At 72.8% G+C, this 16,167-nt stretch carries 10 protein-coding genes and 1 pseudogene; 7 read left to right on the plus strand and 4 right to left on the minus strand.

Features of this window, described 5'->3' with window-relative positions:
- A pseudogene (locus tag NBW84_RS13170) lies at positions 1 to 777 on the plus strand (hypothetical protein); the annotation flags it as partial.
- A gap of 46 nt (positions 778 to 823) precedes the next feature.
- Here the strand turns inward: NBW84_RS13170 and NBW84_RS13175 are convergent.
- Positions 824 to 2,536, minus strand: coding sequence for a type I phosphomannose isomerase catalytic subunit (locus NBW84_RS13175; protein WP_445548274.1), 1,713 nt, complete (start codon positions 2,534 to 2,536; stop codon positions 824 to 826).
- A gap of 576 nt (positions 2,537 to 3,112) precedes the next feature.
- Positions 3,113 to 3,625: a metallopeptidase family protein gene (locus NBW84_RS13180; RefSeq protein WP_250284959.1), complete on the minus strand. Its 513-nt coding sequence runs from the start codon at positions 3,623 to 3,625 to the stop codon at positions 3,113 to 3,115.
- A gap of 228 nt (positions 3,626 to 3,853) precedes the next feature.
- On the opposite strand from NBW84_RS13180, the gene NBW84_RS13185 reads away from it, so the two are divergent.
- The 4 genes from NBW84_RS13185 to NBW84_RS13200 all read left to right on the plus strand — a co-directional run bounded on the left by NBW84_RS13185 (position 3,854) and on the right by NBW84_RS13200 (position 7,903).
- Positions 3,854 to 4,198 (plus strand): DUF3499 domain-containing protein, encoded by a 345-nt coding sequence (locus NBW84_RS13185; RefSeq protein WP_250284961.1) that lies wholly within the window; start codon positions 3,854 to 3,856, stop codon positions 4,196 to 4,198.
- A gap of 469 nt (positions 4,199 to 4,667) precedes the next feature.
- Positions 4,668 to 6,026 carry a phosphomannomutase/phosphoglucomutase gene (locus tag NBW84_RS13190; RefSeq protein ID WP_250284962.1) on the plus strand — a complete coding sequence of 453 codons (1,359 nt, stop codon included), beginning with the start codon at positions 4,668 to 4,670 and terminating at the stop codon, positions 6,024 to 6,026.
- Positions 6,027 to 6,082: 56 nt separating this feature from the next.
- Complete coding sequence (locus tag NBW84_RS13195; RefSeq protein ID WP_250284965.1) at positions 6,083 to 6,295, plus strand: Trm112 family protein; 213 nt, start codon at positions 6,083 to 6,085, stop codon at positions 6,293 to 6,295.
- A 420-nt stretch (positions 6,296 to 6,715) separates the two neighbouring features.
- A complete protein-coding gene (locus NBW84_RS13200; protein ID WP_250284966.1) occupies positions 6,716 to 7,903 on the plus strand; it encodes an SIS domain-containing protein in 1,188 nt (395 codons plus the stop codon).
- A gap of 81 nt (positions 7,904 to 7,984) precedes the next feature.
- Here the strand turns inward: NBW84_RS13200 and NBW84_RS13205 are convergent, their stop codons facing one another.
- The gene (locus tag NBW84_RS13205; RefSeq protein ID WP_250284967.1) at positions 7,985 to 10,444 is read right to left on the minus strand and encodes a transglycosylase domain-containing protein; all 2,460 of its coding nucleotides are present in this window, start codon (positions 10,442 to 10,444) and stop codon (positions 7,985 to 7,987) included.
- Between the two features lie 1,411 nt (positions 10,445 to 11,855).
- On the opposite strand from NBW84_RS13205, the gene ahcY reads away from it, so the two are divergent.
- Positions 11,856 to 13,127, plus strand: a complete 1,272-nt coding sequence (gene ahcY / locus NBW84_RS13210) for an adenosylhomocysteinase (protein ID WP_250284968.1) — start codon at positions 11,856 to 11,858, stop codon at positions 13,125 to 13,127.
- Between the two features lie 358 nt (positions 13,128 to 13,485).
- Here the strand turns inward: ahcY and NBW84_RS13215 are convergent, their stop codons facing one another.
- The gene (locus NBW84_RS13215; RefSeq protein ID WP_250284969.1) at positions 13,486 to 14,547 is read right to left on the minus strand and encodes an RDD family protein; all 1,062 of its coding nucleotides are present in this window, start codon (positions 14,545 to 14,547) and stop codon (positions 13,486 to 13,488) included.
- 389 nt (positions 14,548 to 14,936) lie between these two features.
- On the opposite strand from NBW84_RS13215, the gene NBW84_RS13220 reads away from it, so the two are divergent.
- Positions 14,937 to 15,944 carry a stage II sporulation protein M gene (locus tag NBW84_RS13220; RefSeq protein WP_250284970.1) on the plus strand — a complete coding sequence of 336 codons (1,008 nt, stop codon included), beginning with the start codon at positions 14,937 to 14,939 and terminating at the stop codon, positions 15,942 to 15,944.
- Positions 15,945 to 16,167: the final 223 nt, after the last annotated feature.

Consider the following 16,167-nt stretch of genomic DNA (forward strand, 5'->3'; position numbering starts at 1 on the left):
GGAGTGACCGGGCCTGGGCCGGCCGGCTCCGGAGCCGGCGGTTCGCTGGTGCTGGCCGGTACGGCCGGGATACCGGCTGGGATCGCGGGCGCGCAGGTCGTGGTGGCCGCCCCCGAGACGGACGCGGTGATCCGTCTGGAGCTGCTCACCGCGTCCGCACGCTTCACCCCGCCGGGCCTGGCGGCGGTACGGGTGCCCGGCGGCGGTGTCCTGCGGTTACCGGCGCTCACGCCCGGCGCCGTGGCGTCACCGGAGCGGGTCGGCACGGCGGCGGTGCGGGTGGCCGTGCTCTCGGGCGGGCCGGTGGTCGCCGGTCTCGGGCTGCCCGCGGTGGGAGCCGCGCCAGCCCTGGCAGGGGCGCGGCCGGCCGGGAGGCCACCGGCCGTGACAGCCGTGCCGCTGGCGCGGGAGTACCGCTGGGTCGGCGCGGCAGACATGATCGAACCTGACGCTACAGCCGCCATACGGCTGCCTGTCGCGCCTGATCGGACACTTTCCGCGCTGGTGCTCACCGCACCGGAAAGCATGGTGACAGTATGGATTGATGGGAGCCCGTTGCGCATCCCGGCCGGTCGGACGGTGTCCGTCGGGTCGGCCGGTGCCGTGCGGATGGTCACCCGCGGCGGGCCGCTGGTCGCGGCGCAGACGATCGGTACGACCGACTGGGTCGCCCCGCTGACCCTGTCGGCGGCGCCGCGGACGGTGTTCGTCCCCACCCTGTTCCAGGACCCCCGGGCTGCCTTCCGCCGACAGCCCGGCCCCACCTCCGGCCCCTGACGCCCAGGCCGGCCGGCCTCCAGGGGGCGGGCAGCCAGCCGGCCGGTCAGGGCGGTGGTGGCGGGTGCGAGCCGGGTGAGGCGATGAACACCCTGCCTCGCCCCCACAGGCTCAGGGTCAGCGTCCCGTCCGCTGCCGGTGCCCTGGTCGGGGCCGGGGGCACCAGGGCCGCCTGCCCCCGGCGAAGCCCCACCGGGCGGATACCCACGCCTTCCACCGTGACGGCGCCCTCGGTCACCAGCAGGATGGCCGGACACCGGATGGTGACCGCACCGCCGAGGGCGTTCCCGTCACGGGCGTTCCCACCGTGGGCGTTCCGTCCACCGTGGGCGTTCCGGCCAGCGGCACTGCCACCGGAGACGTTTCCACGGGAGACGTTTCCGGCAGCGGCGCTTCCTCGGAAGGCGCTCGCGTCGAGGGCGCCCGCGCGGGAGGCGTTTCCGGCGGGGATGTCGTCGTGGCCGACACGCCCGCCGGAAGCTGTCCAGGCGGGCGCGGCCCAGCCGGGCACCTTCCAATCGGAGGCCGTCCGGTCGGAGGCCGTCCAGCCTGGCGCCGTCCAGTCCGGCGTTGCCCGGTCGGGAGCCGTCCAGCCACAGATCGCTTCGGTCAGCGCGAAATCGTCGACCGGCACATCCCAGGTGCGCACGATGATCCCGGCCGTCCCGCCCACCGTCCGAGGGGTGAGCACGGGTGCCCCGGTCGGCGTCGGATCCAGGACGCGCAGCAGTTCGTCCACGTCGACGTGTTTCGACGTCAGCCCGCCGCGCAGCACGTTGTCGGACGTGGCCATGATCTCGACGCCGATGCCGTGGACGTAGGCGTGCAGCAGGCGGGCCGGCTGGAAGAGCGCTTCCCCCGGCTGGAGCAGCACGTCGTTGAGCAGGAGCGCGGCGGCGACACCGACGTCGCCGGGGTGCGCCGCGGCGAGCCGGATGACAAGGTCGGCGGCCGTGGCCACGTCGGTCGTTATGTCGGCCGTCATGGCTGTCGTCGCGCTGGCCGCCGCTCTGGGCGTTGTCGCCCCGCTGGCTACCGTTCTGCCGGCCGCCGCTCTGCCGGCCGCTGTCCTGCCGGCCGCGGCTCTGCCCGCCATCGTCCTGCCGGTCGCCGTCCTGCCGGTCGCCGCCGCGTCGGCCGCCGCCCGTGCGGCGATCATGGTGGCGGCCTCGACGGTCCCGGCGACAAGGCCGCGCGCCTGGTGGGCGGGCATCGTCAGCAGTGTGCGCAGGACGGCCGCGGCCCCGGCCGCGGGGTCCGCGCGCAGCGGCTCGAACGCGGCGGTCAGCGGGGGATGGCCAAGGGCCCGCACCAGGCGCAGGGTGTGCCGCGGGTCACGGATACCGGCCAGGGCACGGAAGGGGGTGAGCGCGACGATCAGCTCTGGTTTGTGGTTGCGGTCCTGGTAGCGGCGCCAGGGGGCCTGCGGTGGCACGCCGGCCCGTTCCTCGCCGTCGAAACCGGCCCGCGCCTGCGCCCGGTCCGGATGTACCTGCAGGGACAGCGCCCGTTCGGCGGCGAGCACCTTCAGCAGGAACGGCAGCCGGCCCACGGCGTCCTCGGCCGGCTGCCGCCGGCCACCGGCGCTGGTCTCGGTCTCGGACGGCGCGCTCGGATGGGTGCCCAGCCACAGCTCCGCGGCCGGCCGGCCGGCGGGGGCCTCGCCGAGCAGGCCGTAGATGGCGGTGGGTGAGCCCCAGTCGTAGTCGCGCACCCGCCCGAACAAACGCAGAATCCCGGCGGGCCGATCAGCCGTCACTATTGCTCACCGCCTCGTCACCATTATTCGACCTCCGTCGGGCGGAAGGGGCCGCCGGCCGGAGCCGTCGTTGTCGCCGCCGCTCGGCAGCCGGCCGGCTGAAAGCCTTTCCGCGCTCCTCTCCCGCAGGATGTCCCCAGCCGGGCCGGAAAAGATACCGGCGACCGGCCCCGTATCGCGTGACCATCGGCACGGTTGGCGGAAAAAGATCCCCTACAGCGCCGCGGCCGGTTCTGACATGGCCTGACAGCGACGCGGCCCGGCGCCGGAGGCCGTGGCTGGCGGCATGATGCACCCGCCGGTCACATTCTCGCGGTGCGTATTCCTTCGCTGTGCGCCCCGTGTTCCAGGCCGCCTGGATTTGTGCCGCCCGCGGCGCTGCCCATGTTGTTACCCACGTTATTGCCGATGTTATCGCCCACGTCACTGCTGGCCTGGCCGCCGGCGTCGCCGCCGGTATTCACGCGGTCGATCCGGCTGATTGTCAGGCTACCCGACGCGGCACCGCCGCGGACATCCAGGGGTGGTCGCAAAGCCGGCATGTCGCGTCTGTCGCAGCACGGGTGGCGCACCTGGCTATTCGTCCTCGTGCCAGCCGTGGCCCTCGGGATCGATGATCTCGGGCTCCATGCCGAGCATGTCCGCGATCTTGTGGATGAGGACGTCCAGGATGAGCTCGGCAAGGTCGTCGGTGTCCATCGCGCGGGCTTCCAGTGGCCGGCGGTAGATGATGATCCGGTCCGGCGTCGCGGACCGCCCCCGGCCGGCCGGGGGCTGGTGGTGGGCCAGCGGCACCGGGTCGTCCGGGCCGAACACGGCCGGTACGGGCGGGACGTCCTCGACCGCGAACTCGACCCCGGCGAGCTCGGCCGACCAGCGGTGCTCAAGGTGCTCGACAGCGTCCAGGACGAGGTCGTCGAACCGCTCGCCGCGGCTGCGGTAGGCGGGCACCTCCGGCGGGATGAGCAGCCCGCGCAGGCCGCGCCCACGCCGGTCACGCCGACGTGCCGCGGGTATCGGCGGCTGGGTGGACGGGAAGGCCGGTGCGGGAGTTCCCCAGGAGGTGCCGGTGGAGGCGTTGTCCGCCATGTCGTGAGCGTACGGCTCTCCGGGCGGAGTGTGCAGATCCCCCCGGGGATCCCCGGGGGGATCTGCTGTACCGTCCGCCACAGCCCGCCGGTATCCGCGTTCCGGTGTCCCGTTGGGACGACCGTGCGAATGCGAAGTGTCGTAGATCTGTTACGTTTTCTCTGTGGATGGATGCGACACGGCGGGCGGTTGTGGCCGTCGCCCGTTCCGGGGGCTACCGTCCGGAACGTGAAGCCTCGGCGCTGCTCCCGCTCGGCATGTTCAGCGGCTGCGGTCGCCACACTCACGTACGCCTACGCCGAGTCGACAGCCGTCCTCGGGCCGCTCTCCCCCTACGTCGAGCCGCACTCCTACGACCTGTGCGGGACGCACGCCGACCGTCTCACCGTGCCACTGGGCTGGGCGGTCGTGCGTATCGAGGGCGAGTCCAGACACAGCCCGGCCTCCGACGATCTTGAGGCGCTCGCGGACGCGGTTCGTGAGGTGGCCCGACCCACGGGTCGTGACGACCCGCCCGGCCCGCCCACCCCAGGACGGCGCGGCCATCTGCGGGTCCTTCCCCGGCCGTCCTGAGCCGCCCCGGCCCGCCGCCCGGCCTGATACCGGCCCGGCCCGGCCCGGCCCGGCCTGCCGTCGCCGGCCCAGCCGGCCCACCGGTCCGCCCGGGCATGCCAGCCAGCCGGCCCGCCCGAGCCGGCTGGCTGGCATGCCCGGCGCCTGGCGGCCGGCCCGTCCGTGCCTGGCCCGGCGTATCCGTGACGGGTTCGGTGCGTCTGGTGACGGGCAGGGTGTCGGCTATCCGAACGGTTCCGCCCAGGCCGGCGGCGTGTCGGTAAGGTCGGCGTCGCCGCCGGCAGCTGATGGCTGCCGTCAGCACCGCCATGGCCGGGTTTCCCGGACGACCGCCGACGGCGGGGCCCCGTGGACGGCCACCGCCGGCGGCGCTGGTGGGGCCGGCGGGGCCGGCAGTGGCCGGCGACCAGGAAGCCGGGGATTGGGAAGCCTATGGGCCGGGAAGCCCGGGGATCGGGAAGGCGGACGAGTGCACGACCTGTCGCGGATCTTCAAGGCGTACGACGTCCGGGGTGTCGTGCCGTCCGAGCTCGACGCCGACGTCGCGCACGGCGTCGGCGCCGCGTTCGTGCGCCTGCTGGACGCCCCCCGGATCGTCGTCGCGCACGACATGCGTGACTCGTCGGTCCCGCTGTCGGAGGCGTTCGCCGACGGCGCGGCCGGCCAGGGCGCGGATGTGATCATGACTGGCCTCGGCTCCACCGACCTGCTCTACTTCGCCGCCGGCTCGCTGGGCCTGCCCGGCGCGATGTTCACCGCGTCCCACAACCCGGCCAGGTACAACGGGATCAAGCTGTGCCGGGCGGGCGCGGCGCCGATCGGCCAGGACACCGGGCTCGGCGAGATCCGGGCGCTGGCCGAGGCCGGCGTCGCGCCCACCATCGGGCCCCGCGGCACCATCACCCGCCAGGACCTGCTCGCGCCCTACGCCCGGCATCTGCGCGCACTGGTCGACCTGTCGGCGATCCGGCCGCTGACGGTCGCCGTGGACGCGGGCAACGGCATGGGCGGACGTACGGTCCCCGCGGTGTTCGAGGGGCTGCCGCTGTCGGTCCACCCGCTCTATTTCGAGCTGGACGGCTCCTTCCCGAACCACGAGGCGAACCCGATCGAACCGGAGAACCTCCGGGACCTGCAGGCGGCGGTGCGGGCCACCGGCGCCGACATCGGGCTCGCCTTCGACGGCGACGCCGACCGCTGCTTCGTGGTGGACGAACGCGGTGAGATCGTCTCACCGTCCACCATCACCGCCCTCGTCGCCGAGCGGGAGCTCGCCCGCGAGCCCGGCGCCACCGTCATCCACAACGTGATCGTCAGCCGGGGTGTCCCGGAGCTGGTGCGCGAGCTCGGCGGGGTGCCGGTACGCACCCGGGTCGGCCATTCGTTCATCAAGGCGGAGATGGCCCGGACGGGGGCGGTCTTCGGCGGTGAGCACTCCGGGCACTTCTACTTCCGTGACTTCTGGCGGGCCGACTCCGGGATGCTCGCGGCCCTGCACGTCCTGGCCGCGCTGGGTGAGCAGGAGCGGCCGCTGTCGCAGCTGCTCGCCGGCTACGCCCGCTACGTGGCCTCCGGCGAGGTCAACTCCACGGTCGCCGACGCCGCCGCGGCCATGACCGGGATCGAGAAGGCGTATGCCGGGGACGCGGCCGACATCGACCATCTCGACGGGCTCACCGTCACGCTCGGTGGCGGGGTCTGGTTCAACCTGCGGCCGTCGAACACCGAACCGCTGCTGCGGCTCAATGTGGAGGCCCCCGACCATGCCACGATGGCCCGGGTGCGCGACGACGTCCTCGCCCGCGTCCGCTGTGAGAAGCCGCTGTGAGAAGCCGCTGTGAGAAGCCGCTGTGATGAAGCCGCTGTGAAAAAGGAGGTCGGCTGTTGAGTCTCGACCCGCTCCTGCTGGAGATCCTCGCCTGTCCGTGCCCGGCGCACGCCCCCCTGCGCCAGGACACCCTCGGCGGTGAGCCGGTGCTGGTCTGCACATCGTGCGACCTGGCGTTCCCAGTACGGGACGAGATCCCGGTGATGCTGCTCGACGAGGCCGTCCCGTTCGGCGGGGAGGCCCGGCCGTCGGTGCCCGCACCGTTGTGAGCCCTGGCCTGTCGTGAGCCCTGGTCCCGCCATGCCCGGGGCCCTGGCGGGGTTCTGGCGGGGCCCCGGCGGGCGCCGACGTACCCACAGCTCCGCCGGACGGTGGGTGCCGGAGGGTGGGGTGGCGGCAGGGCAGCCCGGCTGGCCGCGGCGTGCGGGCCATGCCCGCCCCGCGGGGCCCGATGGCCCGGCCTGCTCCCCAGGGCTCCCACGCGGGCTCCGCCTGATCCGGCCGGGCCCAGCGGCGTCCGCGGCCCCGCCCCGGCTCTGACGCCCCGACGCTCCGGTACGGCTCTGGCTCTGGCGTCCTGCCCTGGCTCTGACGCCCGACGCTCCGGTACGGCTCTGACACGCGCCCGGCCAGGCCGGACGTGAGCCCCGATGTGCCCGGGCGGGTCCGGGCATGCGATGGTGCAGGACATGTGGGACGCGGGCGTGGACGAGAGCATCCTTGATGACGCCGTCCGGCTGGACGCCGCCGACCCGTCCGGCATGCTGCCGCAGGTGGCCTCGTCGGCCCGCCAGGTCCGGGAGTCCGCCGCGCTGGCGCGGGAGGCCGGCGCCGACGCGCTCGCCGCCGACGGCCGTCCACGGGCGGTGCTCGTCGTCGGGACGGGCACGTCGGCGGCTGTCGGTGACGCGCTCGCCGCGGTGGCCGGGCCGCGCTGCCCGGTCCCGGTGCTCGTCCACAACGGTTTCGGCCTGCCCGGCTGGGTGGGGGTGACCGACGTCGTGATTGCGATATCCGGTTCGGGACGCGACGAGGCGGCCCTGTCCGCGCTGGAGGAGGCCGACCGTCGCGGCTGCCGGACGGTCGCGGTGGGCCCGCCCGACTCGCCGCTGGCGCATCGCGCCGGGCGCGCGCGGGCGCTGTTCCTGCCCGCCCCCGTGGTGGACGGCCGGCCGGCCCGGGCGGGTTACTGGGTGTTGCTGCTGCCGGCTGTCGCTGTCGTGCGGGCTCTCGGCCTTCTCCCGCCCGCCGCCGAGGGCCCGGACGCGGTCGAGGCCGCGGCGGTGCGCCTCGAGGACCTGGCGATACGCTGCCGGCCCGCCAGCGAGACGTTCATCAGCCCGGCGAAGGTGCTGGCGCTCGAGCTCGCCGGTTCGTTACCCCTGCTGTGGGGGACCACCGCGCTGACCGCCGCGGCCGCCGGCCGGGCCGCCGGCCAGCTCGCCGCGAACGCCGGGTACCCGGCGCTGCTGGGCGCCCTTCCCGACGCGGCAAGCCTGCAGGCGGGCGTTCTGGACGGGGCGTTCGGGGTCCGTGGGGCCGACGGTGGCCCGGCGGAGGACTTCTTCCGTGACCGGGCTGACGATGAGGCCGGGCCGGTGCGGCTACGGCTGGTCCTGCTGCGCGACCAGAAGGCCGAGCATCCGACGGTGACCCGGCAGGCGGAGGCCGCCGTCACGGCCGCGGCCGAGCGGGCGGTGGCGGTCACCGAGCTGTCCGCCCAGGGGGCCAGCCGCCTGGAGCGGCTGGCGTCCCTGGTGGGCCTGTTCGACTACACCAGCGTCTACCTTGCCCTCGCGCTCGGTGTGGACCCGACACCGGTGGCTGCCGTGCGCGACCTGAGCGCCTCGCCCACGCCGGCTGCGCACGAGACATAACCGCCCCGCGGCACGGCACCGCCCGCGGCACGGCACCGCCCGCGGCACGGCGCCCCGCGGGACACAGCCGGCTCTGGGCCGTCACCGGCCCGGCCGCTCGTCACCGCCCGAGCCCTGGAACGGGAACCTGCCGGGGGGCAGGACGGGTTCGACGATGTCCGGCGCCGCTGCCGGTGCTGCCGCCGCGGTCGGTGCTGCCGGCGTGTCCGTTGTGGCCGTGGCGGGGGCCGTCGGTTGCGGCGGGGGCGGCGGCGGAGTCGACAGCAGCCCGCCCTTGGTGCCCTTGGCCACGGTGGGATTGGCCTTCGACATGGGCATGGCGGGAACGCCGCTGAGGGCCGCCCGCAGCGACCGGCCCCAGATGATCGCCGGCAGGTCCCCGCCGAACACGCGGGACCATGTCCGGCCATCCGCGACGATCCCCTTCAGGGGGTTGCCCTGCGCTCCCTTGGGGTTGCCGACCGCGACCGAGGCGGCCATCTGGGGGGTGTACCCCACGAACCACGCGGCGGAGTAGTTGTCCGTGGTACCGGTCTTGCCCGCGGCCGGGCGTCCGATCGCCGCCGCGTTCGGGTACCCGGTGCCCTGTGTGATCACCCCTGCCAGGATGCTCGTCACGGTGTCGGCCACCCCGGCGGTCACCGTCCGCTTGCAGACGGGCTCGGGGGCGATGTCGACGTTCTGGTTGCTGGAGTCCGCGGCCGACAGGACGTACCGTGGGTCGCAGCGCATGCCGTGCGCGGCCAGCGTGGCGTAGGCGTTGGCCATGTCCAGCGGGGTGACCCGTTCGGAGCCGATGGTCAGGTCCCCCTTGGTGGGGTGGACGTCCTCCAGGTAGGAGGCGGGGATGCCCAGCCGGACCGCCATGTCGACGACGGCTGGCACGCCGATCTTCTCCTCGAGCTGGATGTAGTAGGTGTTCACCGAGTCCCAGGTCGCCTTGGACAGGTCGTAGACCCCGCTCTCCGCCGGGTCGGCGTTCGAGTAGCCGGTGGCGCAGGGGCTGCCGTCCCGCCGGTCCAGCGGGAACTTCTTCGTGCTGTAGCACGACGGTGAGTAGAACTGGGTGTTCAGCCCGTAGCCGGCCTCGAGCGCGGCGGCGAGGGTGAACGTCTTGAACGTCGACCCGGGCTGGAACACCGCCTTGGTCGCCAGTGGCTCCTTGGTCTGGTTGGTGGCGGAGTCGGAGCCGAACACCCGGTTCACCGCCATCGCCAGGATGTTGCCGGTGCCCGGCTCGATCACCACCTCGGTGGCCGACACCGGGTTGTCGGGCGCTATCACGGCATTGACCGTGTTCTGCACCGCGGCCTGGACCTTGGGCTGCAGCGTCGTCCTGATGACCAGCCCGCCCTCGTAGACCCGCCGGGCGCGCTCGGCATCGGTCGTGCCCAGCGCCGGGTCGGCCAGCAGCCGGGAGCGGACGAAGTCGCAGAAGAAGGACGCGCTCGACGTCTCGCACGAGTCCCGCGCCGCCGCGGCCGCGGCGTGGACCACCTGGACCGGCGCCGCCTTCGCCGCGGCCGCATCGGCCGGGGCGACGTAGCCCAGAGCGGCCATCCGGTCCAGCACGATGTCCCGGCGCGTCCGGGCGGCGTCGGGGTGGTTCACCGGGTCGTACAGGGACGGGCTCTGCACCAGCCCGGCGAGCAGCGCCGCCTGGGGAAGTGTCAGCTTGGCGATGTGGGTCTGGAAGTAGTTCTGGGCGGCGGTACCCACGCCGTAGTTGCCGTTGCCGAAGTAGGCGATGTTGAGGTAGCGCTCCAGGATCTCGTCCTTGGAGATCTTGTTCTCCAGGGTGACGGCGTACCGGGCCTCCTGGATCTTGCGCTCGAGCGACGTGCCGGCGGCATCCTCACGCTGCTGCCTGGTGTGCGCGTTCTGCAGCAGCACGTTCTTGACGTACTGCTGGGTCAGCGTCGAGGCACCCTGCTGGACGTCCCCGGCCTCGCTGTTGCGCAGCGCGGCCCGCACGACGCCCTTCACGTCCACCCCGCCGTGGCTGTAGAAGCGTGAGTCCTCGATGGCGACGATGGCCTGCCGCATGACCACCGGGATGTCCTTGCCGTCGACGACGGTGCGGTTCGTCTCTCCGCGCAGCGTCGCGATGAGGCTGCCGTCGGCGGCGAGTATCTGGGAGCTCTGCGGCAGCGGCGGGGTGAGCAGCTCGTCCGGCAGGCTCAGGTAGTGGTCCGCCGAGGATTTCGCGAACAGGCCGATCGCGCCGACCAGGGGAAGCAGCAACAGGGCGAGACCGACACCGGCCGCGCAGGCGATGATCCCGATCCGGGTGAGCAGCGCGCCCCGGTCCGGGGGGCGGCCCGGCCCCTCGCCGGCCGGGCCGCCCCGGTACCCGTCGGCGGTGGCCGGGGCGTCGTCGTCGGACCGGGCGTCCCAGCCGCTCGTGCCGGCGCCCGGGGTGCCGGCAGACCGGGCGCCGGACGGGCCGGCGGTGTCGGCGGGCGGGCGTGGCGCCGAGGTGAGACGGGCGTCTGCCGTGCGACGGCGCGGTCGTGCACGGAACGTGGGCTCTCTCTGCACGGCCGTTGAGGTCACCTCCTGTGATAGGCCGGACGGCGGTCCGTAAGGGCTCGAACCCGTCGGGCCCGCTGGCCGGCACAAAAATAATCATGCCGCCGCTGGCCCGCGGGGCCGGTGGACACCTGCGGCCTGTCCTCACGATGTCACACGCACGAGATCAGGGAGGTGTGTGGCGCTGGGGGCGGTGACGCCCCACTGGATTGTCGCCGGCCCGTATGTGTGATCGGAATTCGCCGCGTTCGATCGCTGCCGGATGTGGCGACGTTGTGCCTGATCGACGTGTCTGGCCGACTGTACCTGGCTGACATGCCTGCTGGCGTTGTGTCCGATGGGCCTGTCCGGCCTGCGCTGCGCCGTTCGGGATGCCGTTCGGGATGCCGTTCGGGATGCCCGTTCTGAGGGTGCCGTTCGAGGCCGGTCCGGCCGGCTGGGCGGTCACTCTGGTCGGCCGGCACAGCTGGCCCGCGCACTGGCCGTTCCGCGCCAGCCCGTCCGTACGGCGATCTGTTGGTGTCCTGCTGATGGTCTGTTGGTGGTTCGTAGATGATCCTTCAGCGGCGCTCCAGTGGTCTTGCTGTGATTTCTTTGAGGTCAAAGGTTCCGGGTGTCCGGACTGTGTTTATCATGCTACGTAAAGTGGTTTCATAGAAAATGATCTTACGAGAACTGCTCTCGTGAAAGCGGGGCTCGTGGAAGCGGGGCTGCTCCGTGACGCTGCGGAGATGGGCGAGCTGCGGAGGCGGGCGACGTGACGGGTGGCGTCGCGGGACGTGCCCGGTGAGCTCTACGGCCTCCGGTGACCGGCCCGAGCCGGTCACCCGTGAGATCAACATGCTCTGCCCCATCTGTGAGGGCCTGGGGCGGGTAAGCGTGGTCCAGACCGCGAGCCTGGGCGGGGAGCCGTGCCAGATCAGGTCGACCCGTCCCTGTGCGGACTGCCAGACCGTCGGGTACCGTCCGTTTACACCCCCTTTATAACCATTTTCCATTCTGCCTGCTATCGTTCCTATTGAAACAGTTACGATAGTTCGTCTTCTGTGTTCGTTCGTCGCCCTCCATGGCCGAGGCGGACGAGGGCCGAGTGGGCGATCCACCCGTCGGCGGCCGCGCGCGGGACGGGGCCGCGCATGTCAGGGGAGACGGGGTGCCGGCCGGTGGTTGAACCGGTCCCGGGGGTCGTCGACCACTTCCGGATTCGCCGGACACACAGGGCGAAGGATGGATCGCGCAGGCGGATGTCGTAACGTCGATGCAGAGCGCTCCTACCACCGGTCGCTCTGGCGATCCGGACATCAGGGCCGCCGGCGGGGCGAGGAACTATGATCGTGTCGTTGCCGGCCCACCGGTTCGCCCGCGTAGGCGGTCTCCCCTTGCCCGGGGTCCGCGAGCCCCTCGACAGGAGAAGATTCCGATGGCAGAGCTGCCCAAGAACGACATCGCCGACCTTGCGCTCGCCCAGCAGGGCAAGACGCGTATCGAGTGGGCGGACAGGTCCATGCCGGTGCTCCGTCAGATCCGTGACCGCTTCGCCGTCGAGCGCCCGTTCGAGGGGGTGAAGATCGCCGCCTGCATGCACGTGACGACCGAGACCGCCAACCTCATGCGGGCACTCGCCGCCGGTGGGGCGCAGCTCGCGCTCGCCGCGTCCAACCCGTTGTCCACCCAGGACGACACCGCGGCCGCGCTGGTCGCCGAGTACGGCATCTCCACCTTCGCCCGCAACGGCGTGGATCGTGACGGCTACTATGCGCACATCAACGCGGCGCTGGACGGCGCCCCCCACTACGTCTTCGACGACGGCTGTGACCTGGTCAACACGCTGCACACGACCCGCACCGAGGTGCTCCCGGGCGTCCGCGGCGGGTGCGAGGAGACGACCACCGGCGTCATCCGGCTGCGCCAGATGAGCAAGGACGGCGCGCTGCGCTTCCCGATGGTGGCGGTCAACGACACCGACACCAAGCACATGTTCGACAACCGCTACGGCACCGGCCAGTCGACCCTGGACGCGATCTTCCGCGCCACCAACACCCTGCTCGCCGGCAAGACCGTCGTCGTCGCCGGCTACGGGTACTGCGGCCGGGGGGTGTCGTCCCGGGCCAAGGGGCTGGGCGCCAACGTGGTCGTCACCGAGATCGACCCGACCAAGGCGCTGGACGCGGCCATGGACGGCTTCCGCATCCTGCCGATGATCGAGGCCGCCGCCATCGGCGACGTGTTCATCACCGTCACCGGCAACCGGGACGTGCTGCGCCGTGAGCACTTCGAGGCCATGAAGGACGGCGCGATCTTCGCGAACTCGGGGCACTTCGACATCGAGATCGACATCAGGGCGCTGTCCGAGCTGGCCGTCGCCGGCCCGCGCCGGGTGCGCCACCAGACCGACGAGTACGTGCTGGCCGACGGCCGGCGCCTGCTGCTGCTCGCCGAGGGCAGGCTGGTCAACCTGGGGGCCGCGGAGGGCCACCCGGCGGCGGTCATGGACATGTCCTTCGCCGACCAGGCGCTGACCGCGGAGTGGCTGACGAAGACCTGGCAGTCGCTGGCCCCGGGCGTCCACGACGTCCCGCTCGAGATCGACAAGGAGGTCGCGCGGCTGAAGCTGGAGACCATGGGGCTTGCGATCGACGTCCTCACCCCGGCCCAGGAGGAGTATCTGAACTCCTGGGAGCACGGCTCCTGACCGCCGGCTCCTGACCCAGGAGCCACCCCGTTCACCGTGGCGGCCCTGCCCCTGGCAGGCCGCCACGGTCAGCGCGAGCGCTGACTACAGCCACCACCAGACATCCTCCGCGCACTCCCGCCGCCACAACCCTTCATGATCAAATATTGACAGATCATGAGAGTGAGAGAACAAGTGGTTGCTGTGGCAGCCACTTGCGTACTCGTTCCTGTGAGCCGCAATGCCCGCGGACGGGTGCGCGCGTTTCCGCCGGCGGCCCGCCGGGCGGAAGCGGGTGCCTCGTCGGTGGAAGTTCTGTTCCCCGGCCGCACCGGCCACGGGCGCCACGGGCCCGGCCGTCGCGACCGGAACGGCCGGGTCAGCTCGGGGGTACGAAAGGGCTCGGCGCCGGGGCCTCAGCCACGTCGTCCGGATCGCTCGGCCGGGCTACCCAGGACTCTCTTCCCCTCGGCTGGCCCGCTCCCGGTTGGGCTGCCCACGGCTGGGCCGCTCCCGGCTGGCCGTCCGGACCTGGCTGGATCCCCTGCCCCTGGTGGGCTGCCCACGGCTGTCCGGACGTCCACGGCTGGCCGGCTCCCCACGGCGGGGCCGGCTGTGCCGGTGGTGTGCCGGCCCCGGCGAGCGGCCACTGCGCGCCGGCGGTGCGTTCGGCCTGCCACTGCGCGCCGGCGGTGCGTTCGGCCTGCCAGCGTGCGCGGGCGGTGCGTTCGGCGAGGACGGCCGACAGATACGCCCAGGGATGGGTACCCGGCGGCGGTGGCGGGGTGACGACGGCGTACACCGACGCGGCGAGCTGGCTGCAGATGCGTTCACGTGCCTGCGGCGACAGTTCCCGGGCCCGGCCGAGGAACTGGCGCACCGCCAGCGCCAGGGCGTCCTCGAACGAGGACAGGTCCAGGGTGGCGGCCCAGCCGGCGAGCTGCGGCGGCATCATCACGGGCACCGCCGCGCCGGGTGGGATGCGTTCCTGGAGGACGACCGTTCCGGCGAGCAGGTCCCCGAGCCGCTTGGACCGCCCGGAGACCAGCATGCTGATCATCCCTGGGACCGCCAGCAGCGCACCGGGCCGCTCCACCACGGCGCCGAGCAGAGCGCGGACGAACGCGTGCCGGAACCGGATCGGCCCGCCGTCGTCCCGCACGACCCGCAGCCCCATGGCCGCCTTACCGATGCTGCGTCCCCGCCACAGCGTCTCCGTCGTCGTCGGGTAGCCGACCACGACCAGCACCACGACGGTCAGATAGAGCGCGGACGCCAGTGCTTCGTCACCTGGAGCGACGGTGGTGAAGGCGGCCCAGGCGGTGACGACCAGTACGACGGCCTGTAGAGCGAGATCGATGAGCCCGGCGATGATCCGCGAGCCGAGCCGGGCGACCCGCAGGTCGATCGTGACCGCCTCACCCGTGACAAGCCGGTTCACACGGCGGCTCCATTCCCGATAGCTCCGGTCCCGCTCACGTCCGTCCCGCTCTGCCTGTTCCGGCTGTTCGTGTTCCGGCTGTTCGGCTGTTCCGGCCGCTGTGCCTGCTCCGTGCACGCGCGCTGTGCCGAGTATGTCCGGTAGCCGGCCCGTGGATGTCCGGCACCGGCCCGATGGTGTGTCATGCCCGCCCGGCCGCCATGCGCTCCCGTCCTCCTTCCCGCTCGCCGGAAGGCTGTATGATCATGGTTCTTCCCGCACGGCCACGGGCCGCGGCCTGAGCGTGTCGGCCGCGCGGTGCGGGGATAACATCCACCTGTTCCCGCCCGTCCGATGTGTGCCGGGTAGTGATCTTTGCCGGGTGCCGGGCGCGGTGGGAGGCGGTACGGATGGATCTGGACGCGTACGTCGGCCGCCATCGCGGCGAGTGGGCCCGGCTGGAGGAGCTGGTCCGGCGCGCGGCGCGGCCCCGCCGGATGCCCGCGGCGGAGCTCGACGAGCTCGTGGAGCTCTACCAGAAGGTCGCGACCCACCTGTCGGTGATCCGCAGCCGTGGCCCGGACCCGGTGCTGGTCGACCGTCTCGCCGGCACGGTCACCCGGGCGCGCTCCGTCGTGGTCGGGACGCGGGAGCCGGGCTGGCGTGTCGCCGGCAGGTACGTCGCCGTCACCTTCCCGGCGGCGGTGTACGCGCGGCGTGGGTGGGTGCTGGCCACCTGCGCGGCCTGTCTGGCGGTGGCGGTGGCCCTCGGCCTGTGGGTGGCGCACAGCCCGGCCGCCCACAGCGGCCTGCTCCCGCCGGACGAGGTGCGGCAGTTGTGCCATCGCGACTTCGCCCGCTACTACTCGGAGAATCCCGCGTCCTCGTTCGCCGCGCAGGTCTGGACGAACAACGCCTGGGTGGCCGCGTCGGCCATCGCCTCCGGCGCGCTGCTGGGCCTGCCGACCCTCGTGGTGCTGCTGTTCAACTCGGTCAACCTGGGGATCGTCGGCGGTTACATGGCGAGCTGTGGCGAGTCGTCGCAGTTCTTCACCCTGATCCTGCCGCACGGGATGCTGGAGCTGGCCGTCGTGTTCACCGCCGGCGCGGTCGGCCTGCGGCTGGGCTGGTCGATCATCGACCCGGGGCCGCGCCGGCGGGTGGAGGCGCTGGCGGCCGAGGGCCGGGCCGCGGTCGCGATCTCGCTCGGGCTGGCGGCCGCGTTGGCGGTCAGCGGCCTGATCGAGGCGTTCGTGACGCCGTCCTCTCTGCCGGCCGGGGTCCGCATCGGTATCGGCGCGTTCGCCCTGGCGATGTTCGTCGGGTATGTCCAGATCTACGGTGCCCGGGCCGTGGCCGCCGGCGAGTCCGGCGACCTGGACAGGGAGCTCTCCGCGGACCTCGCTCCAGTCTCCTGACGCGCTGGCCCCTCTGACGCCTGGTCTCCTGACGCGCCGAGCCCTCTGACGCGCCGGGCTCACAGGCCTCCGGTGGACTTCAGGGCCAGGTAGACGTCGGTGACGGCCGCCGCGTAGGTCGCCGGCGGGGCGTCCACGACGTGCGCGCCGCGGCCGCGCAGCAGCCCGGCGAGCTGGCGGCGGCGCAGCAGCGTCTGCCCGGCCGCGGCGGCCGAGTAGACCG

The sequence above is a fragment of the Protofrankia sp. CiP1_Cm_nod2 genome, from assembly GCF_920664355.1.
Lineage (GTDB): Bacteria > Actinomycetota > Actinomycetes > Frankiales > Frankiaceae > Protofrankia.